We start from the raw sequence: 14,923 nt of genomic DNA, 5'->3' as shown, positions 1-14,923 counted from the left end.
GCGGAGGAAAAAGGCGGAAGGATGCATGGTAGCAAATGCACCCTCCCGTGCCGCGCTAGGCTAATGCAAACGGTGCAAGCATCCCCGTGTAGGGTTTGGGCAGCGGGCGTGCCCAATCGCCGCGCTTGCTGGTCGATAGCCGCATGCCGACCAGCGCCTCCACCAATTTCACCGCCGCCACCACGCCGTCGATGACGGGCACGCCCAGTTCAGCGCTCAGGTCTTCACACAGGTCGGCCATGCCGGCGCAGCCGAGCACGATGCAGTCGCTGCGGTCTTGCGCCAGTGCGTCGCGGCAGGCTTGCAGGATGATGCCGCGCGCATTGGAACCCGGCTTTTCCAGATCCAGCACCGGCAGGTCACTCGCGTGGACGTTGCGGCAGGCATGGCGCATGCCGTAGCGCTCGGCCAAGTGCCAGGCCATGCCGACAGTACGTTCCAGCGTCGTCACCACGCTGAAGCTGTTGCCGATCAGGCTGGCCATGTGCATGGCCGCTTCTGCAATGCCGATGACGGGGCCATGCGCCAGCTCGCGAGCCGCATAGAGGCCCGGATCGCCAAAGCAGGCAATGACGTACGCATCAGCGCCATCGCGCTCGCCGTGGCGGATTTCTTCCAGGATGCCGGGCACGGAGAGGGCTTCGTCGTAGTGGCTCTCGATGGAAGCCGGGCCCATCTTCGGGCTGACCGCCGTGATGCGTGTGCCCGATGCGGCCGCCGCCTGTGCGCAGCGGCCGATCAGCGCGGTCATGCTGGCGGTCGTGTTGGGGTTGATGATGCGGATGTCCATGTTCGTGCGTCGTAAGTCGTCAGGGGCGTCAGGGTCAACGGGCGGCGGCGAGTTGCTTGCGGCTCAGCACGGTGTAGAGCACCAGTGCGATGCCCACGCCGATGAACCAGCTGTAGTTGGCCAGCCATTGCAGGCGCTCGAATACCACGCAGGCCATCGGGATCAACGCGGACGGGATCATCGTCCAGACGGCTGCCGGGTTGTAGCCGTTGCGGAACCAGTAGCTGCCCGTCGGGCGCATCGAGTAGAGATCATCCACGTTGATCTGCTGGCGGCGCACGAAGTAGTAGTCCGCAATCAGGATGCCGAACAGCGGGCCGATGAAGGCGCCCAGCACGTCGATGGTGTAGTGGATCACCTCAGGGTTGTTGTAGAGGTTCCAGGGCGTGATGAAGATCGATGCCACCGCCGCGATCATGCCGCCCGTGCGCCAGCTGATGTGCTGCGGCGCCACGTTGGAGAAATCGAACGCAGGTGAGACGAAGTTGGCGACGATGTTGATGCCGATGGTGGCAATCATGAAGGTCAGCGCGCCGATCACCACTGCCGTCGTGTTGTCGATGCGGGAGATGACTTCCACCGGGTCGGAGATCAACTGGCCAAACACCGGCAGCGTGGCAGAGGTGGTGATGACCACCAGCAGCGCAAAGCCGAGGAAGTTGACCGGCAAGCCCCAGAAGTTGCCGCGCTTGACCGAGCCGAAGTCCTTGCCGTAGCGCGAGAAGTCGCCAAAGTTGAGCATCGGCCCCGAGAAGTACGACACCACCAGCGCGATCCCGCCCAGCATGACGGGCACGGCATCCCAGCCTTCGTACTTGAGGAAGGAGAGCGTGAAGTTGATGTTCTCCCAACCCGCCTTGTGTACGAGCCACACGGCCAGCGCGATCATCACCACGTACACCGCCGGGCCGGCCCAGTCGATGAACTTGCGGATCGATTCCATGCCGTGCCAGAACACGAACGCTTGCAGGACCCACAGCGTCATGAAGGCCGCCCAGCCCAGCGTGGACAGGCCGACAAAGCCATGCTGTTGCAAGTCTGCGTACGGCGCGAGTTCCGGCATGAATTTCAGCGCGACGATTAGGAAGGCATGCGAGGCCAGATAGGTCTGGATGCCGTACCACGCCACCGCGATCAGGCCACGGATAATGGCCGGAATGTTGGCACCCAGCACCCCGAACGAGGCCCGGCAGATCACCGGATATGGCGTGCCGGTCGCCTGGCTGGGTTTGGCGACGAGGTTGCAGAAGACCTGCACGATCAGGATGCCCACCAGCAGCGCAAACAGCACCTGCAAGCTCGACAGGCCGAGCGAGAACAGGCTCGCCGCCGTCAGGTAGCCGCCCACGCTGTGCACGTCCGACATCCAGAACGCGAAGATGTTGTAGGTGCCCCAGGTTTGCTTGCGCAGCGGCGCAAGGTCTTCGTTGGTGAGCCGTGGGTCGTACTGCGGTTTGATGACGACGTTGGAATGCGCGTGCGGCGGATCATCCGCCGGTGCCGCCGAAGCGGTGGTGGTGGTCATTCTGTCTTCTCCTTGGTTGATGCCGGCAGGAAGTCGAGTTCAGGCCGTGCGGTCATTGTGCGCAAACTTGTGCACAAGATTATTTAGTTTTGTGTACAAAGTTGTATGCATCAACAAGCCAAGAGTCAAGGGCAAAAAGAAAGCCGCCCGGTCAGGGGCGGCTGCGTGTCGAAGGAGTCTGGTCTTCTGGAGGCGGCTCAGCGATAGACAATCACGGGGATTTCGGTGTGCGTGAGCACCTTCTGCGTCTCGCTGCCGAGCAGCAGCCCGGCCAGTCCGCGCCGGCCGTGCGAGGCCATGAAGATGACGTCACAGCCGTGACGTTCTGCCGCATCGATGATGCCCATGTAGGGCACCGCAAAGCAGCTCATGTCGGTATCGCAGGTGATGCCGGCGCTGCGGGCAGCGTCTTCCACGTCCTTGAGCACCACGCGCGCCTGGGCTTCAACGCGCTCCTTGAAGGCCTGAGGGGTCTCCACAACGATTTCGGAGAAGGGCGTGTAAGGGTATTCCTCCAGGCACGTGTAGGCCGTCAGGCGCGCGCCGAGTGTCTTGGCAAAGTCGAGCGCGCCCGCCACCGCCTTACGCGACAGCTCGGAACCATCGGTCGGGATGAGGATGTGCTGGAACATGCGGCCTCCTTGGTTGGGTGGATACGCGTTGTTTTGATTGTAGGCCGCGTGCAATGTTCCACCCATCCGGAGTGATCGCTAGTCCATCCCGATGAGGGCGTCGGCCCGGCGCCAGTAGGCCGGGTTGCCGTAGGTGTTCTTGAGGAAATCGATGAAGAGCCGCACGCGCAGGGGCAGATGCTTGCGTTGCGGAAACACGGCGTGGATGCCAATCGGCGGCGCTTCGAACGCATCCAACACTGTCACCAGCTTGCCCGTGGCGATGTCGTGGCCGACCTCCCACCACGAGCGCCACGCCAGGCCGTAGCCCTGCAAGCACCACTCGCGCAGCACGGCGCCGTCGGTGCATTCCATCGTGCCCGATACCTTCACGGTGACGGTCTTGCCGCCTTGTTGGAAGACCCAGCCGCGCTGCACGTTGGCGCTGGCGCCAAAGGCCAGGCAGTTGTGGCCCGAGAGTTGCTCCACCTGGGTTGGCACGCCATGGCGCTCCAGATAGGCGGGCGCGGCCACCACGACGCGGCGGTTCTCCCACAGGCGGATCGATACCAGGCTCGAATCCGGCAGATCACCCAGGCGGATCGCGCAGTCGAACCCTTCGTTGACGAGGTCAACCACGCGGTCGCCCAGGTCCAGCGTCATCGACACATCTGGGTGGGCCTCGATGAAGTCCGGCACCATCGGCGCGACATGGCGGCGGCCGAAGCCGGCCGGGGCCGTGATGCGCAGGTGGCCACTGGCCTTCACGCCACCAGCGGAGACGCTGGCCTCGGCGTTGTGCAGGTCGTTGAGGATGCGTTGGCAATCCTCCAGGAATGCCGAGCCCTCGAAGGTGAGGGTGATGCGCCGCGTGGTGCGCACCAGCAGCTTCACACCCAGGCGTTCTTCCAGTGCGTCGATGCGGCGCCCGATGATGGCCGGTGCCACACCTTCGGCCGCAGCCGCAGAAGACAAACTGCCGCGCGTGGCCACCGCGACAAAGGTTTCGAGTTGCTTGAAGTGATCCATTCTGATGCCAGCGCTGTTAGGCGGGGAGTTCCGCCGATGTCGATGTCCGGCGCAAGCGCCATTGCGCAAGACCGATTTCTAGTGCCGCCAGGGCCAGCCAAAAGAGGCAGTGCAACCCGATACCGCGATACAGCGCGATGAAGAATGCACGTATCCGCTCGGCCAGGATACTCGCCACGAATTCGCCGTCGGCCAGCGATGCCAAGGATTGGCGCAGCGCAATGCGCGTGGTTTGTGCATCGATATGCGCGAGTTTGTGCACGCGCTCCACCAGCACGTCCTTGATCGTTTCGCGAAACGCGTGGGCCCCCAGCAGCGCGGCACCCGCCGCAGCCAGTTGCCGCAGCGCGCCATTCCCCATGGCTTCGGGCGCCTGCGCGGCTCGGTCAACGGCGGCGTCCACCACATGCTCAATGGAAACCGTAGACAACTGCGGATGCTGTTCAAGCAGCGATTGCAGTTGCACCTGCATCGCGCCGAGCGTCTGCTGCGTCAATGTCCGGATGACGGGGCGAGCGGTCTTCAGGTGTTCGGCCAATGTGCCTTCCACGCACACGGCCAATGCGGCCTGCATCGCGCAGATGGCCAGCACGACGGGCAGATACAGGAAATACAGGCGTGCCACCCAACGCCCGATCCGAGTGCGCCGGCGCAGCAGCCCGGCACGATGCAGCCCCCATGCCGCCATGACGCCCAGCGTCAGACCGGCCAGCAGCGCCAGTGCGGCGTACAGCATCAGTTTTGCGACCGGCACGAACTGTGCAATCGACCAGAATTGGGCCCACAGAGACATAGGGTTTGGAATGTATCGGAAAGCGCGGGATTGTGACGAATATAAAGGTTATCACTCGTCATTCCGATGGTAAAAGTTAAAGATCAAGTGACCATTGCCGTCTTTGTGCGGTGCGTCACCTTTTCTACAATGGCCCTCGTTGCGAAGGTCGGAGAGGCGTTCTGCTGGATGGAACACGCGAGAGCAAGCAGAGCGCACGACCTTCGGTTACGTGGAGCTTCGTGGGGCTTGTCTATGAGTTCGATTCGCGCGGTGGTCTTCGACGCCTATGGCACGTTGTTTGACGTGTATTCCGTGGCTGCGCGCGCCGAGCAACTCTTTGCCGGCAAGGGCGAGGCACTGTCGGTGCTCTGGCGCGACAAACAGATCGACTACACGCGCATCCGCTCGCTGGCCGGCCCCTCGGGCGAGCACTACAAGCCGTTCTGGGACATCACCGTTGATGCGCTGCGCTACGCAGCGGCACGCCTGGGCGTAGAACTTTCCTCCCACGACGAAGCCACGCTGATGCGCGAATATGCGTGCCTGTCGGCGTTTCCCGAGAACGTGCCTGCGCTGCGCCGCCTGCGCGAGATGGGGTTGCCGCTGGGCATCCTCTCCAACGGCAATCCGCAGATGCTGGACATCGCCGTCAAGAGCGCGGGTATGTCAGGCCTGTTCGACCACGTGCTGTCGGTCGATGCGGTGAAGCTCTACAAGACCGCTCCGCAAGCGTACGCATTGGCACCGCAGGCTTTTGGCGTGCCGGCCGAAAAGATTCTGTTCGTCTCGTCCAACGGCTGGGATGCCTGCGGCGCGACGTGGTATGGCTTCACAACGTTCTGGATCAACCGCCTGGGGCATCCGCCCGAGGCGCTCGACGTGGCGCCCACCGCGGCTGGCCACGACATGCGCGATCTGCTGCAGTTCGTGCAGGCAACACAAGCGACGTAAGGATTTTCCAATCGGCCCAGTCATAGGACCGAACCCGTTCAACCCTCACACATCCTCTGGAGAACACCATGGCGCTCACGCTGCCCCAAGGCATGGAGATCAAGGCCGAAATCCTGCCGGCCTACGAAGACATTCTGACCCCCGAAGCACTGGCGCTGGTTGCCAAGCTGCACCGTGCCTTCCAGCCGCGTCGCAAAGAGCTGCTGGCTGCCCGCGTTGAGCGCGCCAAGCGCCTGGACGCCGGTGAGCGCCCGGACTTCCTGGCCGAAACGAAGGCCATCCGTGAAGGCGACTGGAAGGTTGCCCCGATCCCGCCCGCGCTGCACTGCCGCCGTGTGGAGATCACCGGCCCGGTCGATGCCAAGATGGTCATCAACGCGTTCAACTCGGGCGCGGACAGCTACATGACCGACTTCGAGGATTCGAATTCGCCCAGCTGGCACAACCAGATCCAGGGTCAGGTCAACCTGAAGGCCGCCATCCGCCGCACGCTCACGCTCGAGCAGAACGGCAAGACGTACAAGCTGAACGACAAGATCGCCACGCTGCAAGTGCGTCCGCGCGGCTGGCACCTGGACGAGAAGCACGTGCTGATCGACGGTGAACGCGTGTCGGGCGGCATCTTCGACTTCGCGCTCTTCCTGTTCCACAACGCCAAGGAGCAGATCGCCCGCGGCGCCGGCCCGTTCTTCTATCTGCCGAAGATGGAAAGCCATCTGGAAGCGCGTCTGTGGAACGACATCTTCGTGATGGCCCAGAACGAGATCGGCCTGCCGCAAGGCACGATCAAGGCCACCGTGCTGATCGAAACCATCCTCGCCGCGTTCGAGATGGAAGAAATCCTGTACGAATTGCGTGAGCACAGCGCTGGCCTGAACGCCGGCCGTTGGGACTACATCTTCTCGTGCATCAAGAAGTTCAAGGTCGACAAGAACTTCTGCCTGGCCGACCGCGCCAAGGTGACGATGACCTCGCCGTTCATGCGCGCCTACGCGTTGCTGCTGCTCAAGACCTGCCACAAGCGTGGCGCGCCCGCCATCGGCGGCATGAGCGCGCTGATCCCGATCAAGAACGATCCGGAGAAGAACGCCATCGCCATGGCCGGCATCATCGGCGACAAGAAGCGCGACGCGACCGACGGCTACGATGGTGGCTGGGTGGCGCACCCGGGTCTGGTCGAGCCAGCCATGAAGGAATTCGTGGCCGTGCTGGGCGACAAGCTGAACCAGTTCGAGAAGCAACGCCCGGACGTGGAAGTGACGGCCGCCCAGCTGCTGGACTTCCAGCCGGAAACGCCGATCACGGAACACGGCCTGCGCATGAACATCAACGTCGGCATCCACTACCTGGGTGCCTGGCTGGCCGGCAACGGTTGCGTGCCGATCCACAACCTGATGGAAGATGCTGCCACGGCCGAGATCTCGCGCTCGCAAGTGTGGCAGTGGATCCGCTCGCCCAAGGGCAAGCTGGAAGACGGCACGAAGGTTACGGCTGAACTCGTGCGCAAGCTGATCCCGGAAGAGCTGGCCAAGGTGAAGGAGACGGGCGCGGTGGGCCACTTTGACCGCGCAGCAGTGATCTTCGAACAGATGTCGACGTCGGAAGACTTTGCGGAATTCCTGACGCTGCCGCTGTACGAAGAAATCTAAGCGACGCTTGGGTTGCAGGGGAAACGCCGGCTGGGGCAACCCGCCGGCGTTTTTTCATTTTTCCGTTGCCGCGCGATAATGTCGGGAAATCTTGCGGAGGCCGCTTTGCGCTTTGAACACCTAGTGGAAGTCAACGATCCACTGAACCCCCTGATCGACACGCTCACCCTCAACCAGATCTGGCAAGGCCTGGTGCTGCGCGTGCGGGAGCAAACCGAATTTGTCGAAAGCCTGGACGAATGCATCATCACCGCGGAAGGCGATGGCTGGGTCGAGCGTGAACTGCGCTTCGGCAAGGCACGCATCCAGGATCGCGTGACCCTCGAACCGCACAAGCGCGTGACCTACACGACCGCTGCCACGGGCGAACACGCCGGCGGTTCGCTCACCATGACGATCGAGACGAACGACACCAACGCGGCGTTCATCCGATTTGTCTACGACACCACGCTGCCCAGCGCTGATGAAACCGGCGACACGCGTTACTCGGAGATCGTCAAATCGGCCTATCGCGAGAGCGATATCGACACCGTGCGCCGCATCCGCGAGATTGCTGCCACCGGCCGCCTCGGCTGATTGCGACACCGCCCGCCCGATGCGTGGAGGACGCACCGGGCAGGGCTTGTCCCCCAAGTCGTCTCACATCACTAGAACGAGACCATGACGACATTCACACCCACCCTGGAAGCCCTGCGTGCCCGCTACGGCGAGCGCTTCAAGTGGCTGGTGTTGTTCACGCTGATGGTGGGCGCGGTGTCGTCCGTCATTTCGGCCACCATCGTCAATGTGGCGATTCCTGATCTGAGCCGGCATTTCGTGCTCGGACAGGAGCGCGCGCAGTGGGTGTCTGCCAGCTTCATGGTGGCGATGACGCTGGCGATGCTGCTGACACCCTGGCTGCTGTTGCGCTTTGGGTTGCGGCGCACGTTCATCGGCGCGTTGCTACTGCTGGGGCTGGGTGGGTTGGCCGGTGGGCTGTCGCCCAACTACGAGGTGATGATCGCCATGCGGGTGGTGGAGGGCATTGCCGCCGGCATCATGCAGCCGCTGCCCAACATCCTGATCCTGCGCGTGTTTCCGGAGCGTGAGCAGGGTAAGGCATTTGGCTTGTTCGGTTTTGGCGTGGTGCTGGCGCCTGCAGTGGGCCCAAGCGTGGGTGGCTTTCTGGTGGAGCTGTTCGGCTGGCGCTCGATCTTTTTCGTGGTGGTGCCGTTCACGCTGATGGGTTGGGTGATGGCGCGGCGCTTCATGGCGCTCAACTCGTCCATGGCGGGTGAGCCCAAGCCGCTCGACTGGCGCGGTCTGCTGCTGATCGGCGCGGCCACGGTATCGCTGCTCAACGGGTTGGTGGCGCTGCATACCGATGCCACGCACGGCGTCATGCTGATGGCTGTGGCGGCCGCGTGCGTCGCGGGTTTCGTCTTCTGGCAGCGGCGGGTGGAGTCGCCATTGCTGGATCTGCGGCTGTTCAGCTACCGGCAGTTTGCGATGGGGGCGGTGGTCGCCTTTATCTATGGGGCGGGGCTATACGGCTCGACGTATCTGGTGCCGGTGTATATGCAGGTGGCACTGGCCTATGCGCCGTCGCGTGCGGGGCTGGTCCTGTTGCCGGCCGGGTTGGTGCTGGCCGTGACCATCATTTTGGCGGGGCGCCTGACTAACCGTATCGAGCCGTTCCGGCTGGTGTCGTTCGGATTGGCCGCGCTGGCAGTGTCCTTCTTCCTGATGGCGACCAACACCCGAGCGACGAGCTATCTGCTGCTGATCGCGATTGCCGTTATTGGCCGGATCGGGCTGGGTTTCGTGCTGCCATCACTGAGTCTTGGTGCGATGCGCGGTGTGGATTTCACACTGATTCCGCAGGGCTCCAGCGCGGTTAACTTCCTGCGCCAGCTCGGCGGGGCGATTGGCGTGTCGGCCACGGGCATCTTCCTGCAATGGCGGCTCGCGTCACGCGGCATCGAAACCGTGCACGGCGCGGCGGTCGACCCGGATGCCCGCATCCTGGCCTTTGACGAGACGTTCATTTTTCTCGGCACGCTGTGCACGCTGGCGGTGCTGGCTGCGTGGCGCATGCGGCGCCGCGAGGTGCCATCTGCCATTCCCGCCGCGCAATAAAAAACCGGGCACGAGGCCCGGTTTTTCGTCTGACGAGGCAACGATCAGGTCGTCGCGCCGCTCTTCAGTTCTTCGACGAGGTCGATGTATTTTTGCTTGGCGTCGTCTTGCGAGGTGCCCTTCAGGCCTTCCCAGGCTTCAAATTTGTAGCGGCCGACGATGTCGGTGAAGCCCGGCTTGTCGCCGTGCGCATCGCCTTCGCTGCCTTGCTTGAAGAGGGCGTACAGACGCAGCAGCGTCATGTTGGCGGGGCGCTCGGAAAGGCCCTTGACGTCAATCTGGGCTTGGTCGAAACGGGCTTGCAGGTCGCTCATGATGATTCCCGGCTGAAAACAATGGTCCGACGATGATAGCGCCGGGGTCGTGCGGTCGGGCCGTTTGAATTCGAGGATGGCTTCGGTTTTCCGCATGACTGGGTACGGGTTTGCGCATTCAGCCGTCACACCAGCCGGTACAATGCCGCCATGCCTTGGATTCTTGCTTTCGATACCTCCACCGAGTTCTGTTCCGTCGCCCTTGGTGACGGCGCGCGCACGCTGTTCCGCCATGAGCACACCGGCGCGCGTTCCAGCAGCCGTGTGCTGCCGGCCGCCGGCGAATTGCTAGCCGAGGCCGGCATCGCGCTGGCCGATTGCGCTGCGATTGCCTTCGGTGCAGGGCCTGGCTCCTTCACCGGGCTGCGTACCGCTTGCGGGGTTGCGCAGGGTCTGGCGTTTGGCGCTGATCTGCCGGTGGTGCCGGTCAACTCCCTGGTCGCATGCGCGGAACAGACGCGCGCAACGCTGCCAGCCGGCACGGCGGTGACGGTTGCGCTCGATGCACGGATGGACGAGTGCTACTGGGCCAGCTTCGTCCCCGCTGATGCAACACAGGATGCTTCGGGCTGGCACGCGCTTACGGCCATCCAGGTGAGTGGCCCTCAAACCGTGATCACACCGTCGCAGCCGTACTGGCTGGTCGGCAATGCCGCTACGGTATTCGGAGACCAACTGACCGCTGCGACCGGCGCGACCACCGTGCTGCCGGAGGTGGCACCGCATGCGCGCGAGATCGCCGCGCTCGGGTTGCGCCTGCTGGCTGCGGGCCACACGGCCCGCCCCGAGGATGCTGCGCCGCTGTATGTGCGCGACAAGGTCGCACTCACCATTGAAGAGCGTCAGGCCGTGCAGCAGGCCAAGGCTGCGGCAGGACTGGGCGCATGAGTCTGATCGACAACGCACTGGCCAGCGTGACCGCGCAGACGCCGCTGCCCGCCGGCTGGCGCGCCGAACGCATGACAGCGCTGGATCTGGGCGGCGTCGCCGCTATCGAGCAGGCCGCGTTTGCGTTTCCCTGGTCGCGCGGCAACTTCGAGGATTCGCTCAAGTCGGGTCACCTTGGCATCGTGCTGCGTGACGGTGGCAACGAGGTCGCGGGCTACCTGATCCTGATGCCGGTAGTTGACGAGATGCACCTGCTGAACGTGACAGTGGCTCCCGTCTGGCAGCGACAGGGGCTGGGGCGTTGGCTGTTGCGTCTGGCAGTGGCGCTGACGCTCGCGCGTGGCTTTGGCAGCCTGCTGCTGGAAGTGCGGCCGTCCAACGCCGGCGCGATTTCGCTGTATCACCGCGTGGGGTTTGCCGAGATCGGCCGCCGCAAACGCTATTACCCGGCCGAGAACAACACACGCGAAGACGCGCTCGTCATGCGCATCGTCTGCGAAGCGAGCGGGGTGGAGGCAGCATGAATCGTCGATCTCGCATGCTGGAGGCGCTGGGCGTTTCCAACGAATGGGTGCTGCGCGGCACCGAGCCGGTCGAGGTGGAAGTTGCTGAGGTCGTCGAGGTTGCCGTTGCCGAGCCGGTTGTCGCTGAGACTGCCGTTGCGGCTCCGGAACCCGTCGTCGCGCGCATCGAGGTACTCCCCGAAGTGGCACACGCGGCTGAAGCGCCAAACGATGCTGCCGAGCCCCGCGCGCAACGCATTGCAGCGTTCGACTGGGCGCAGCTGGAAGACGCCGTTTCCAACTGCACGTCGTGCAAATTGTGCGAGCGCCGCACCAATACGGTCTTTGGCGTTGGCGACCGCCAGGCCGAGTGGATGCTGATCGGCGAGGCCCCGGGCGAAAACGAAGACAAGCAAGGCGAGCCCTTTGTCGGCCAGGCCGGCAAGCTGCTCGACAGCATGCTGCGTGCTGTGGGCCTCTCGCGTGAGAAGGGCGTGTTCATCGCCAACGTGCTCAAATGCCGTCCGCCAGGCAACCGTGATCCGGAGCCGGATGAGGCGGCGATGTGCGACCCGTATCTCAAGCGCCAGATTGCGCTGGTCAAGCCACGCATCATCGTTGTGCTGGGCCGCGTTGCCGCGCAGAACCTGCTGCAGACACAGACGGCTGTGAGCAAGCTGCGCGGCAAGGTGCACGAGGTGGAAGGCGTGCCCGTGGTAGTGACGTATCACCCGGCCTATCTGCTGCGCACGCTCACTGATAAGGCCCGCGCGTGGGAAGACCTGTGCCTCGCGCGCAAGGTCTATGCAGAGCACGGCGGCCAATAGCATCGCACTCAGGTGAGGGCGACATACGCCGCCACCGCGAGCATGCACAGCCCGAAGATCCACCCCTGAATGCGCAGCGCCCGCGGCGAGCGGAAGCGCTGCAGTACCACCTTGCCGCCCGCAATCCAGGGGAAGTGGCACGTCACGCCCACGAGCATGAAGCCTGCCGTCAGCATGGCCGCCTGTGTCGCCATGCTTGCGCCCGGCTTCAGGAACTGCGCGAACATCACGACGATCATCGAGTGGATCTTCGGGTTGACCATGACGCAGAAGAAGCCCGCGCCAAAACCCAGGCGCGAGGTATTACGCGCTTCCGCAGCGCCTTTGACCGACGGCATCAGGAAGCCCTTGGCGAGATAGAGCAGATACAGCACGCCCACCCATTTCAACGCCTGTTCGATCGCCGGATAGTCGTGCAGCACACGGCCGAGCCCGAGGCCATAGATCAGGCACAGCACCAGGTTGGCCGCTTCAAAGCCCAGCCAGAACGGGACTGAGCCACGGATGCCGAAGCGCCCGCCGGTAGTCGCCAGCAACGTGTTGCCCGGACCGGGGCTGATGACCATCGGAATGGCGTAGCCGAAGAAGGCGACCCACAGTTCCCACGCGAGCATGGTGTTGATCTCCAATGACGATGGCGCGGTGTGCGCCGAAGCCGCCATTAGACGGGGTGCGCGATGCGGTGCAAAACGATCTATCCTCATGGCTTCGATCAACCAGGGTTATCGAGCAAACACCATGCGACGACTGCCGCCGTTGGGCGCGCTGCGGGCCTTCGAAGCTGCCGCGCGCCACCTGAGCTTCACTCGCGCCGCTGCCGAGCTGTGCGTCACGCAGGCGGCCATCAGCCATCAGGTAAGGCAGTTGGAGGACTGGCTTGGCCTGAAACTGTTTGCCCGACGCGGTCATGCACTGACGCTCACGGCGGAAGGCGGCAGCTATCTATCCGAGCTGACGCATCTGTTCGATGGTCTGGCGGAGGCGACTGCGCGCTTGAGCGGGCGCTCGCAAGACATGCTGCGCATCACCGCGTTGCCGTCGTTTGCATCACGCTGGCTGCTGCCGAGGCTGGGCGGCTTCCGCGCGCAGCATCCGGAGATCGAGTTGAAACTGACCACCTCCACCACGCTGTGGGCCCACACCGACGACAGCTTCGACATTGGCATCCGCTCTGGGTTGGGCCGCTGGCCGGGCTTGAAAGCCGACCTCATCGCACGTGAGTACCTGAGCCCCGTGTGCAGCCCGGCGTTGCGAGATTCATTGGCAGCGCCAGCTGACTTGCGCCATGCCACGCTGCTGCACGACGAGCCCAAAAGCGCCTGGCGCGCGTGGTTCGAGCATGCTGGTGTGACACCGCCCCGGCGTACGTCGGGCGTGGTCTTCAACGATGCGGGGATGGTCTTGCAGGCGGCCGTGGAGGGCCAGGGCCTGGCGTTGGGCCGGTTGCTGCTCGCCGCGGACGACCTGGCGGCCGGGCGGCTGGTGCAGCCGTTCGACGTGAGCATGCCGAACGACTTCAGCTACTGGCTGGTGTATTCGCGTGCCTCGGCCGGTCGCCCCGAGGTTGCCGCGTTCCGTGCGTGGCTCCTGGCAGAGGCACGCAGCAGCGCTTAGCGGTGCTTGCTCAGTGGTGCTTGTCCTCGCCGATGAGGGCTGCGGTGTGGAACAGCTTCTCGTTGATGCGATGTCGGCGCATCACCAGCGCCATCGTGATGCACACGAAGATGCCGAACGACACGATCACGATGCTCACGGGCACGTTGAGTTTGATGAGCAGGGCGTACAGGCACAGCATCAGCAGCACCGAAACGTTCTCGTTGAAGTTCTGCACGGCGATCGAGTGACCTGCCGAGAGCAGCACGTGCCCACGGTGCTGCAGCAATGCATTCATCGGTACCACGAAGAAGCCCGACATCGCGCCCACCACCATCAGGAACAGGTAGGCGATCAGCATGTACAGCGGCAACTTGAACTCGCCGATGTGGAACGTGACTTCGGGAATCGTGTGCTTGGTATAGAACGCCATCAGCATGACGACCGCGCCCATCGCTACGCCCACCGGCAGCACATCGAGCGAGCGGCGCAGCGGGATCTTTACCGCAGCCGCCATGGCGCCGGCGGCCACACCCACGGCCACTACGGCCTGCAGAATGGCGCCCTGTGACAGGTTCAGCTCAAGCGATTGCTCCGCCCACTTCAGCACGATGAACTGCAACGTGGCGCCCGCGCCCCAGAACAGCGTCGTCACCGCCAGCGAGATCTGGCCCAGCCGGTCGCGCCACAGCGCGTTGAAGCAGTCGGCAAATTCGGAGATCAGGCGTACCGGGTTCTTCTCTTGCTGCGGGTAGCGTGCACCGGTGTCGGGAATCCGCAGATTGAACAGTGCCGCGATCAGGTAGATCACCATGATGACGAGCATGGCCGCTTCCGCAGGCGTGTCGATGGCTTCCAGGCCGGGAATATCAAACGCCAACAGCCACGTCGACACATGCTTGGAGATCAGTGCGCCGCCCAGCACCGTGCCGAGGATGATCGAACTGACCGTCAGCCCTTCGATCCAGCCGTTGGCGGCAACCAGTTTTTCAGGGGGAAGCAGCTCGGTGAGGATGCCGTACTTGGCCGGAGAATACGCTGCCGCGCCAAAGCCCACCACGCCGTAGGCGAGCAGCGGATGTACGCCGGTGAGCATGACGCCGCAACCGATCAACTTGATGGCATTGGTGATGAGCATCACGCGGCCTTTGGGCCGGGAGTCTGCAAAGGCGCCCACGAAGGCGGCAAGCAGAACGTAAGAGAGCACGAAGAACAGTTTGAGCAGCGGGGTCATCCACTGCGGCGCATGCATCTCTGTCAGAAGGGCGATGGCGGCGATGAGCAGCGCATTGTCGGCGAGCGACGAGAAAAACTGCGCCGCCATGATGGTGTAAAAACCCTTCTTCATAC

At 63.6% G+C, this 14,923-nt stretch carries 16 protein-coding genes; 8 read left to right on the top strand and 8 right to left on the bottom strand.

Annotation, left to right across the window (positions count from 1 at the left end; all coding sequences use genetic code 11):
• Positions 1–55: 55 nt before the first annotated feature.
• From F7R11_RS11490 to F7R11_RS11470, 5 genes are all read right to left on the bottom strand, one after another.
• Positions 56–790, bottom strand: a complete 735-nt coding sequence (locus tag F7R11_RS11490; RefSeq protein ID WP_064803645.1) for an aspartate/glutamate racemase family protein — start codon at positions 788–790, stop codon at positions 56–58.
• Between the two features lie 34 nt (positions 791–824).
• Positions 825–2,315 carry an NCS1 family nucleobase:cation symporter-1 gene (locus tag F7R11_RS11485; protein ID WP_064803643.1) on the bottom strand — a complete coding sequence of 497 codons (1,491 nt, stop codon included), beginning with the start codon at positions 2,313–2,315 and terminating at the stop codon, positions 825–827.
• A 197-nt stretch (positions 2,316–2,512) separates the two neighbouring features.
• Positions 2,513–2,947 carry a universal stress protein gene (locus F7R11_RS11480; RefSeq protein ID WP_064803640.1) on the bottom strand — a complete coding sequence of 145 codons (435 nt, stop codon included), beginning with the start codon at positions 2,945–2,947 and terminating at the stop codon, positions 2,513–2,515.
• 78 nt (positions 2,948–3,025) lie between these two features.
• Entirely contained in the window at positions 3,026–3,955 is a 930-nt protein-coding gene (locus tag F7R11_RS11475; RefSeq protein WP_021194333.1) for a LysR family transcriptional regulator, read from the bottom strand.
• Positions 3,956–3,971: 16 nt separating this feature from the next.
• Positions 3,972–4,748, bottom strand: a complete 777-nt coding sequence (locus tag F7R11_RS11470) for a hypothetical protein (protein ID WP_064803638.1) — start codon at positions 4,746–4,748, stop codon at positions 3,972–3,974.
• Positions 4,749–4,982: 234 nt separating this feature from the next.
• Here F7R11_RS11470 and F7R11_RS11465 point away from each other — a divergent pair, with 234 nt between their 5' ends.
• From F7R11_RS11465 to F7R11_RS11450, 4 genes are all read left to right on the top strand, one after another.
• Entirely contained in the window at positions 4,983–5,681 is a 699-nt protein-coding gene (locus tag F7R11_RS11465) for a haloacid dehalogenase type II (RefSeq protein ID WP_064803636.1), read from the top strand.
• Between the two features lie 68 nt (positions 5,682–5,749).
• On the top strand, positions 5,750–7,330 hold the full coding sequence (gene aceB / locus F7R11_RS11460) for a malate synthase A (RefSeq protein ID WP_064803634.1): 1,581 nt from the start codon (positions 5,750–5,752) through the stop codon (positions 7,328–7,330).
• Positions 7,331–7,435: 105 nt separating this feature from the next.
• Complete coding sequence (locus F7R11_RS11455; RefSeq protein WP_021194337.1) at positions 7,436–7,906, top strand: SRPBCC family protein; 471 nt, start codon at positions 7,436–7,438, stop codon at positions 7,904–7,906.
• Between the two features lie 84 nt (positions 7,907–7,990).
• Positions 7,991–9,448 carry a DHA2 family efflux MFS transporter permease subunit gene (locus F7R11_RS11450; RefSeq protein WP_064803632.1) on the top strand — a complete coding sequence of 486 codons (1,458 nt, stop codon included), beginning with the start codon at positions 7,991–7,993 and terminating at the stop codon, positions 9,446–9,448.
• A 44-nt stretch (positions 9,449–9,492) separates the two neighbouring features.
• On the opposite strand, the gene F7R11_RS11445 is transcribed toward F7R11_RS11450, so the two are convergent.
• Positions 9,493–9,762 carry an acyl-CoA-binding protein gene (locus tag F7R11_RS11445; protein WP_021194339.1) on the bottom strand — a complete coding sequence of 90 codons (270 nt, stop codon included), beginning with the start codon at positions 9,760–9,762 and terminating at the stop codon, positions 9,493–9,495.
• Between the two features lie 150 nt (positions 9,763–9,912).
• Between F7R11_RS11445 and tsaB the strand changes: the two genes are divergently transcribed.
• Genes tsaB through F7R11_RS11430 form a run of 3 tightly spaced genes read left to right on the top strand, consistent with a single transcriptional unit; the run spans position 9,913 to position 11,980 of the window.
• A complete protein-coding gene (gene tsaB / locus F7R11_RS11440; RefSeq protein WP_064803630.1) occupies positions 9,913–10,650 on the top strand; it encodes a tRNA (adenosine(37)-N6)-threonylcarbamoyltransferase complex dimerization subunit type 1 TsaB in 738 nt (245 codons plus the stop codon).
• Positions 10,647–11,174 carry a ribosomal protein S18-alanine N-acetyltransferase gene (gene rimI / locus F7R11_RS11435; protein ID WP_064803628.1) on the top strand — a complete coding sequence of 176 codons (528 nt, stop codon included), beginning with the start codon at positions 10,647–10,649 and terminating at the stop codon, positions 11,172–11,174. Before tsaB ends, rimI begins: the two co-directional genes overlap by 4 nt.
• Complete coding sequence (locus F7R11_RS11430; RefSeq protein ID WP_064803626.1) at positions 11,171–11,980, top strand: uracil-DNA glycosylase; 810 nt, start codon at positions 11,171–11,173, stop codon at positions 11,978–11,980. The genes rimI and F7R11_RS11430 overlap by 4 nt, the downstream gene beginning before the upstream one ends.
• A gap of 8 nt (positions 11,981–11,988) precedes the next feature.
• On the opposite strand, the gene F7R11_RS11425 is transcribed toward F7R11_RS11430, so the two are convergent.
• Positions 11,989–12,594, bottom strand: coding sequence for a LysE family translocator (locus F7R11_RS11425; RefSeq protein WP_064806334.1), 606 nt, complete (start codon positions 12,592–12,594; stop codon positions 11,989–11,991).
• A gap of 124 nt (positions 12,595–12,718) precedes the next feature.
• Here F7R11_RS11425 and gcvA point away from each other — a divergent pair, with 124 nt between their 5' ends.
• Positions 12,719–13,594, top strand: coding sequence for a transcriptional regulator GcvA (gcvA, locus tag F7R11_RS11420; RefSeq protein WP_064806332.1), 876 nt, complete (start codon positions 12,719–12,721; stop codon positions 13,592–13,594).
• 10 nt (positions 13,595–13,604) lie between these two features.
• Here the strand turns inward: gcvA and lplT are convergent, their stop codons facing one another.
• Entirely contained in the window at positions 13,605–14,921 is a 1,317-nt protein-coding gene (lplT, locus tag F7R11_RS11415) for a lysophospholipid transporter LplT (RefSeq protein ID WP_064806330.1), read from the bottom strand.
• Positions 14,922–14,923 lie beyond the last annotated feature (2 nt).

Origin of the sequence: Ralstonia insidiosa (genome assembly GCF_008801405.1) — a bacterium.
In the GTDB taxonomy this organism is placed as follows: domain Bacteria; phylum Pseudomonadota; class Gammaproteobacteria; order Burkholderiales; family Burkholderiaceae; genus Ralstonia; species Ralstonia insidiosa.
The sequence above is the reverse complement of the archived record's forward strand: the minus strand, read 5'-3'. Positions and strand labels throughout refer to the sequence as shown.

Coding starts and splice junctions, on each gene's coding strand:
- F7R11_RS11485 (WP_064803643.1), bottom strand. CDS start 2,315: ATGACCACCACCACCGCTTCGGCGGCACCGGCGGATGATCCGCCGCAC.
- aceB (WP_064803634.1), top strand. CDS start 5,750: ATGGCGCTCACGCTGCCCCAAGGCATGGAGATCAAGGCCGAAATCCTG.
- tsaB (WP_064803630.1), top strand. CDS start 9,913: ATGCCTTGGATTCTTGCTTTCGATACCTCCACCGAGTTCTGTTCCGTC.
- F7R11_RS11425 (WP_064806334.1), bottom strand. CDS start 12,594: ATGCTCGCGTGGGAACTGTGGGTCGCCTTCTTCGGCTACGCCATTCCG.
- F7R11_RS11445 (WP_021194339.1), bottom strand. CDS start 9,762: ATGAGCGACCTGCAAGCCCGTTTCGACCAAGCCCAGATTGACGTCAAG.
- lplT (WP_064806330.1), bottom strand. CDS start 14,921: ATGAAGAAGGGTTTTTACACCATCATGGCGGCGCAGTTTTTCTCGTCG.
- F7R11_RS11480 (WP_064803640.1), bottom strand. CDS start 2,947: ATGTTCCAGCACATCCTCATCCCGACCGATGGTTCCGAGCTGTCGCGT.
- gcvA (WP_064806332.1), top strand. CDS start 12,719: ATGCGACGACTGCCGCCGTTGGGCGCGCTGCGGGCCTTCGAAGCTGCC.
- F7R11_RS11450 (WP_064803632.1), top strand. CDS start 7,991: ATGACGACATTCACACCCACCCTGGAAGCCCTGCGTGCCCGCTACGGC.
- F7R11_RS11430 (WP_064803626.1), top strand. CDS start 11,171: ATGAATCGTCGATCTCGCATGCTGGAGGCGCTGGGCGTTTCCAACGAA.
- F7R11_RS11475 (WP_021194333.1), bottom strand. CDS start 3,955: ATGGATCACTTCAAGCAACTCGAAACCTTTGTCGCGGTGGCCACGCGC.
- F7R11_RS11470 (WP_064803638.1), bottom strand. CDS start 4,748: ATGTCTCTGTGGGCCCAATTCTGGTCGATTGCACAGTTCGTGCCGGTC.
- F7R11_RS11490 (WP_064803645.1), bottom strand. CDS start 790: ATGGACATCCGCATCATCAACCCCAACACGACCGCCAGCATGACCGCG.
- F7R11_RS11465 (WP_064803636.1), top strand. CDS start 4,983: ATGAGTTCGATTCGCGCGGTGGTCTTCGACGCCTATGGCACGTTGTTT.
- rimI (WP_064803628.1), top strand. CDS start 10,647: ATGAGTCTGATCGACAACGCACTGGCCAGCGTGACCGCGCAGACGCCG.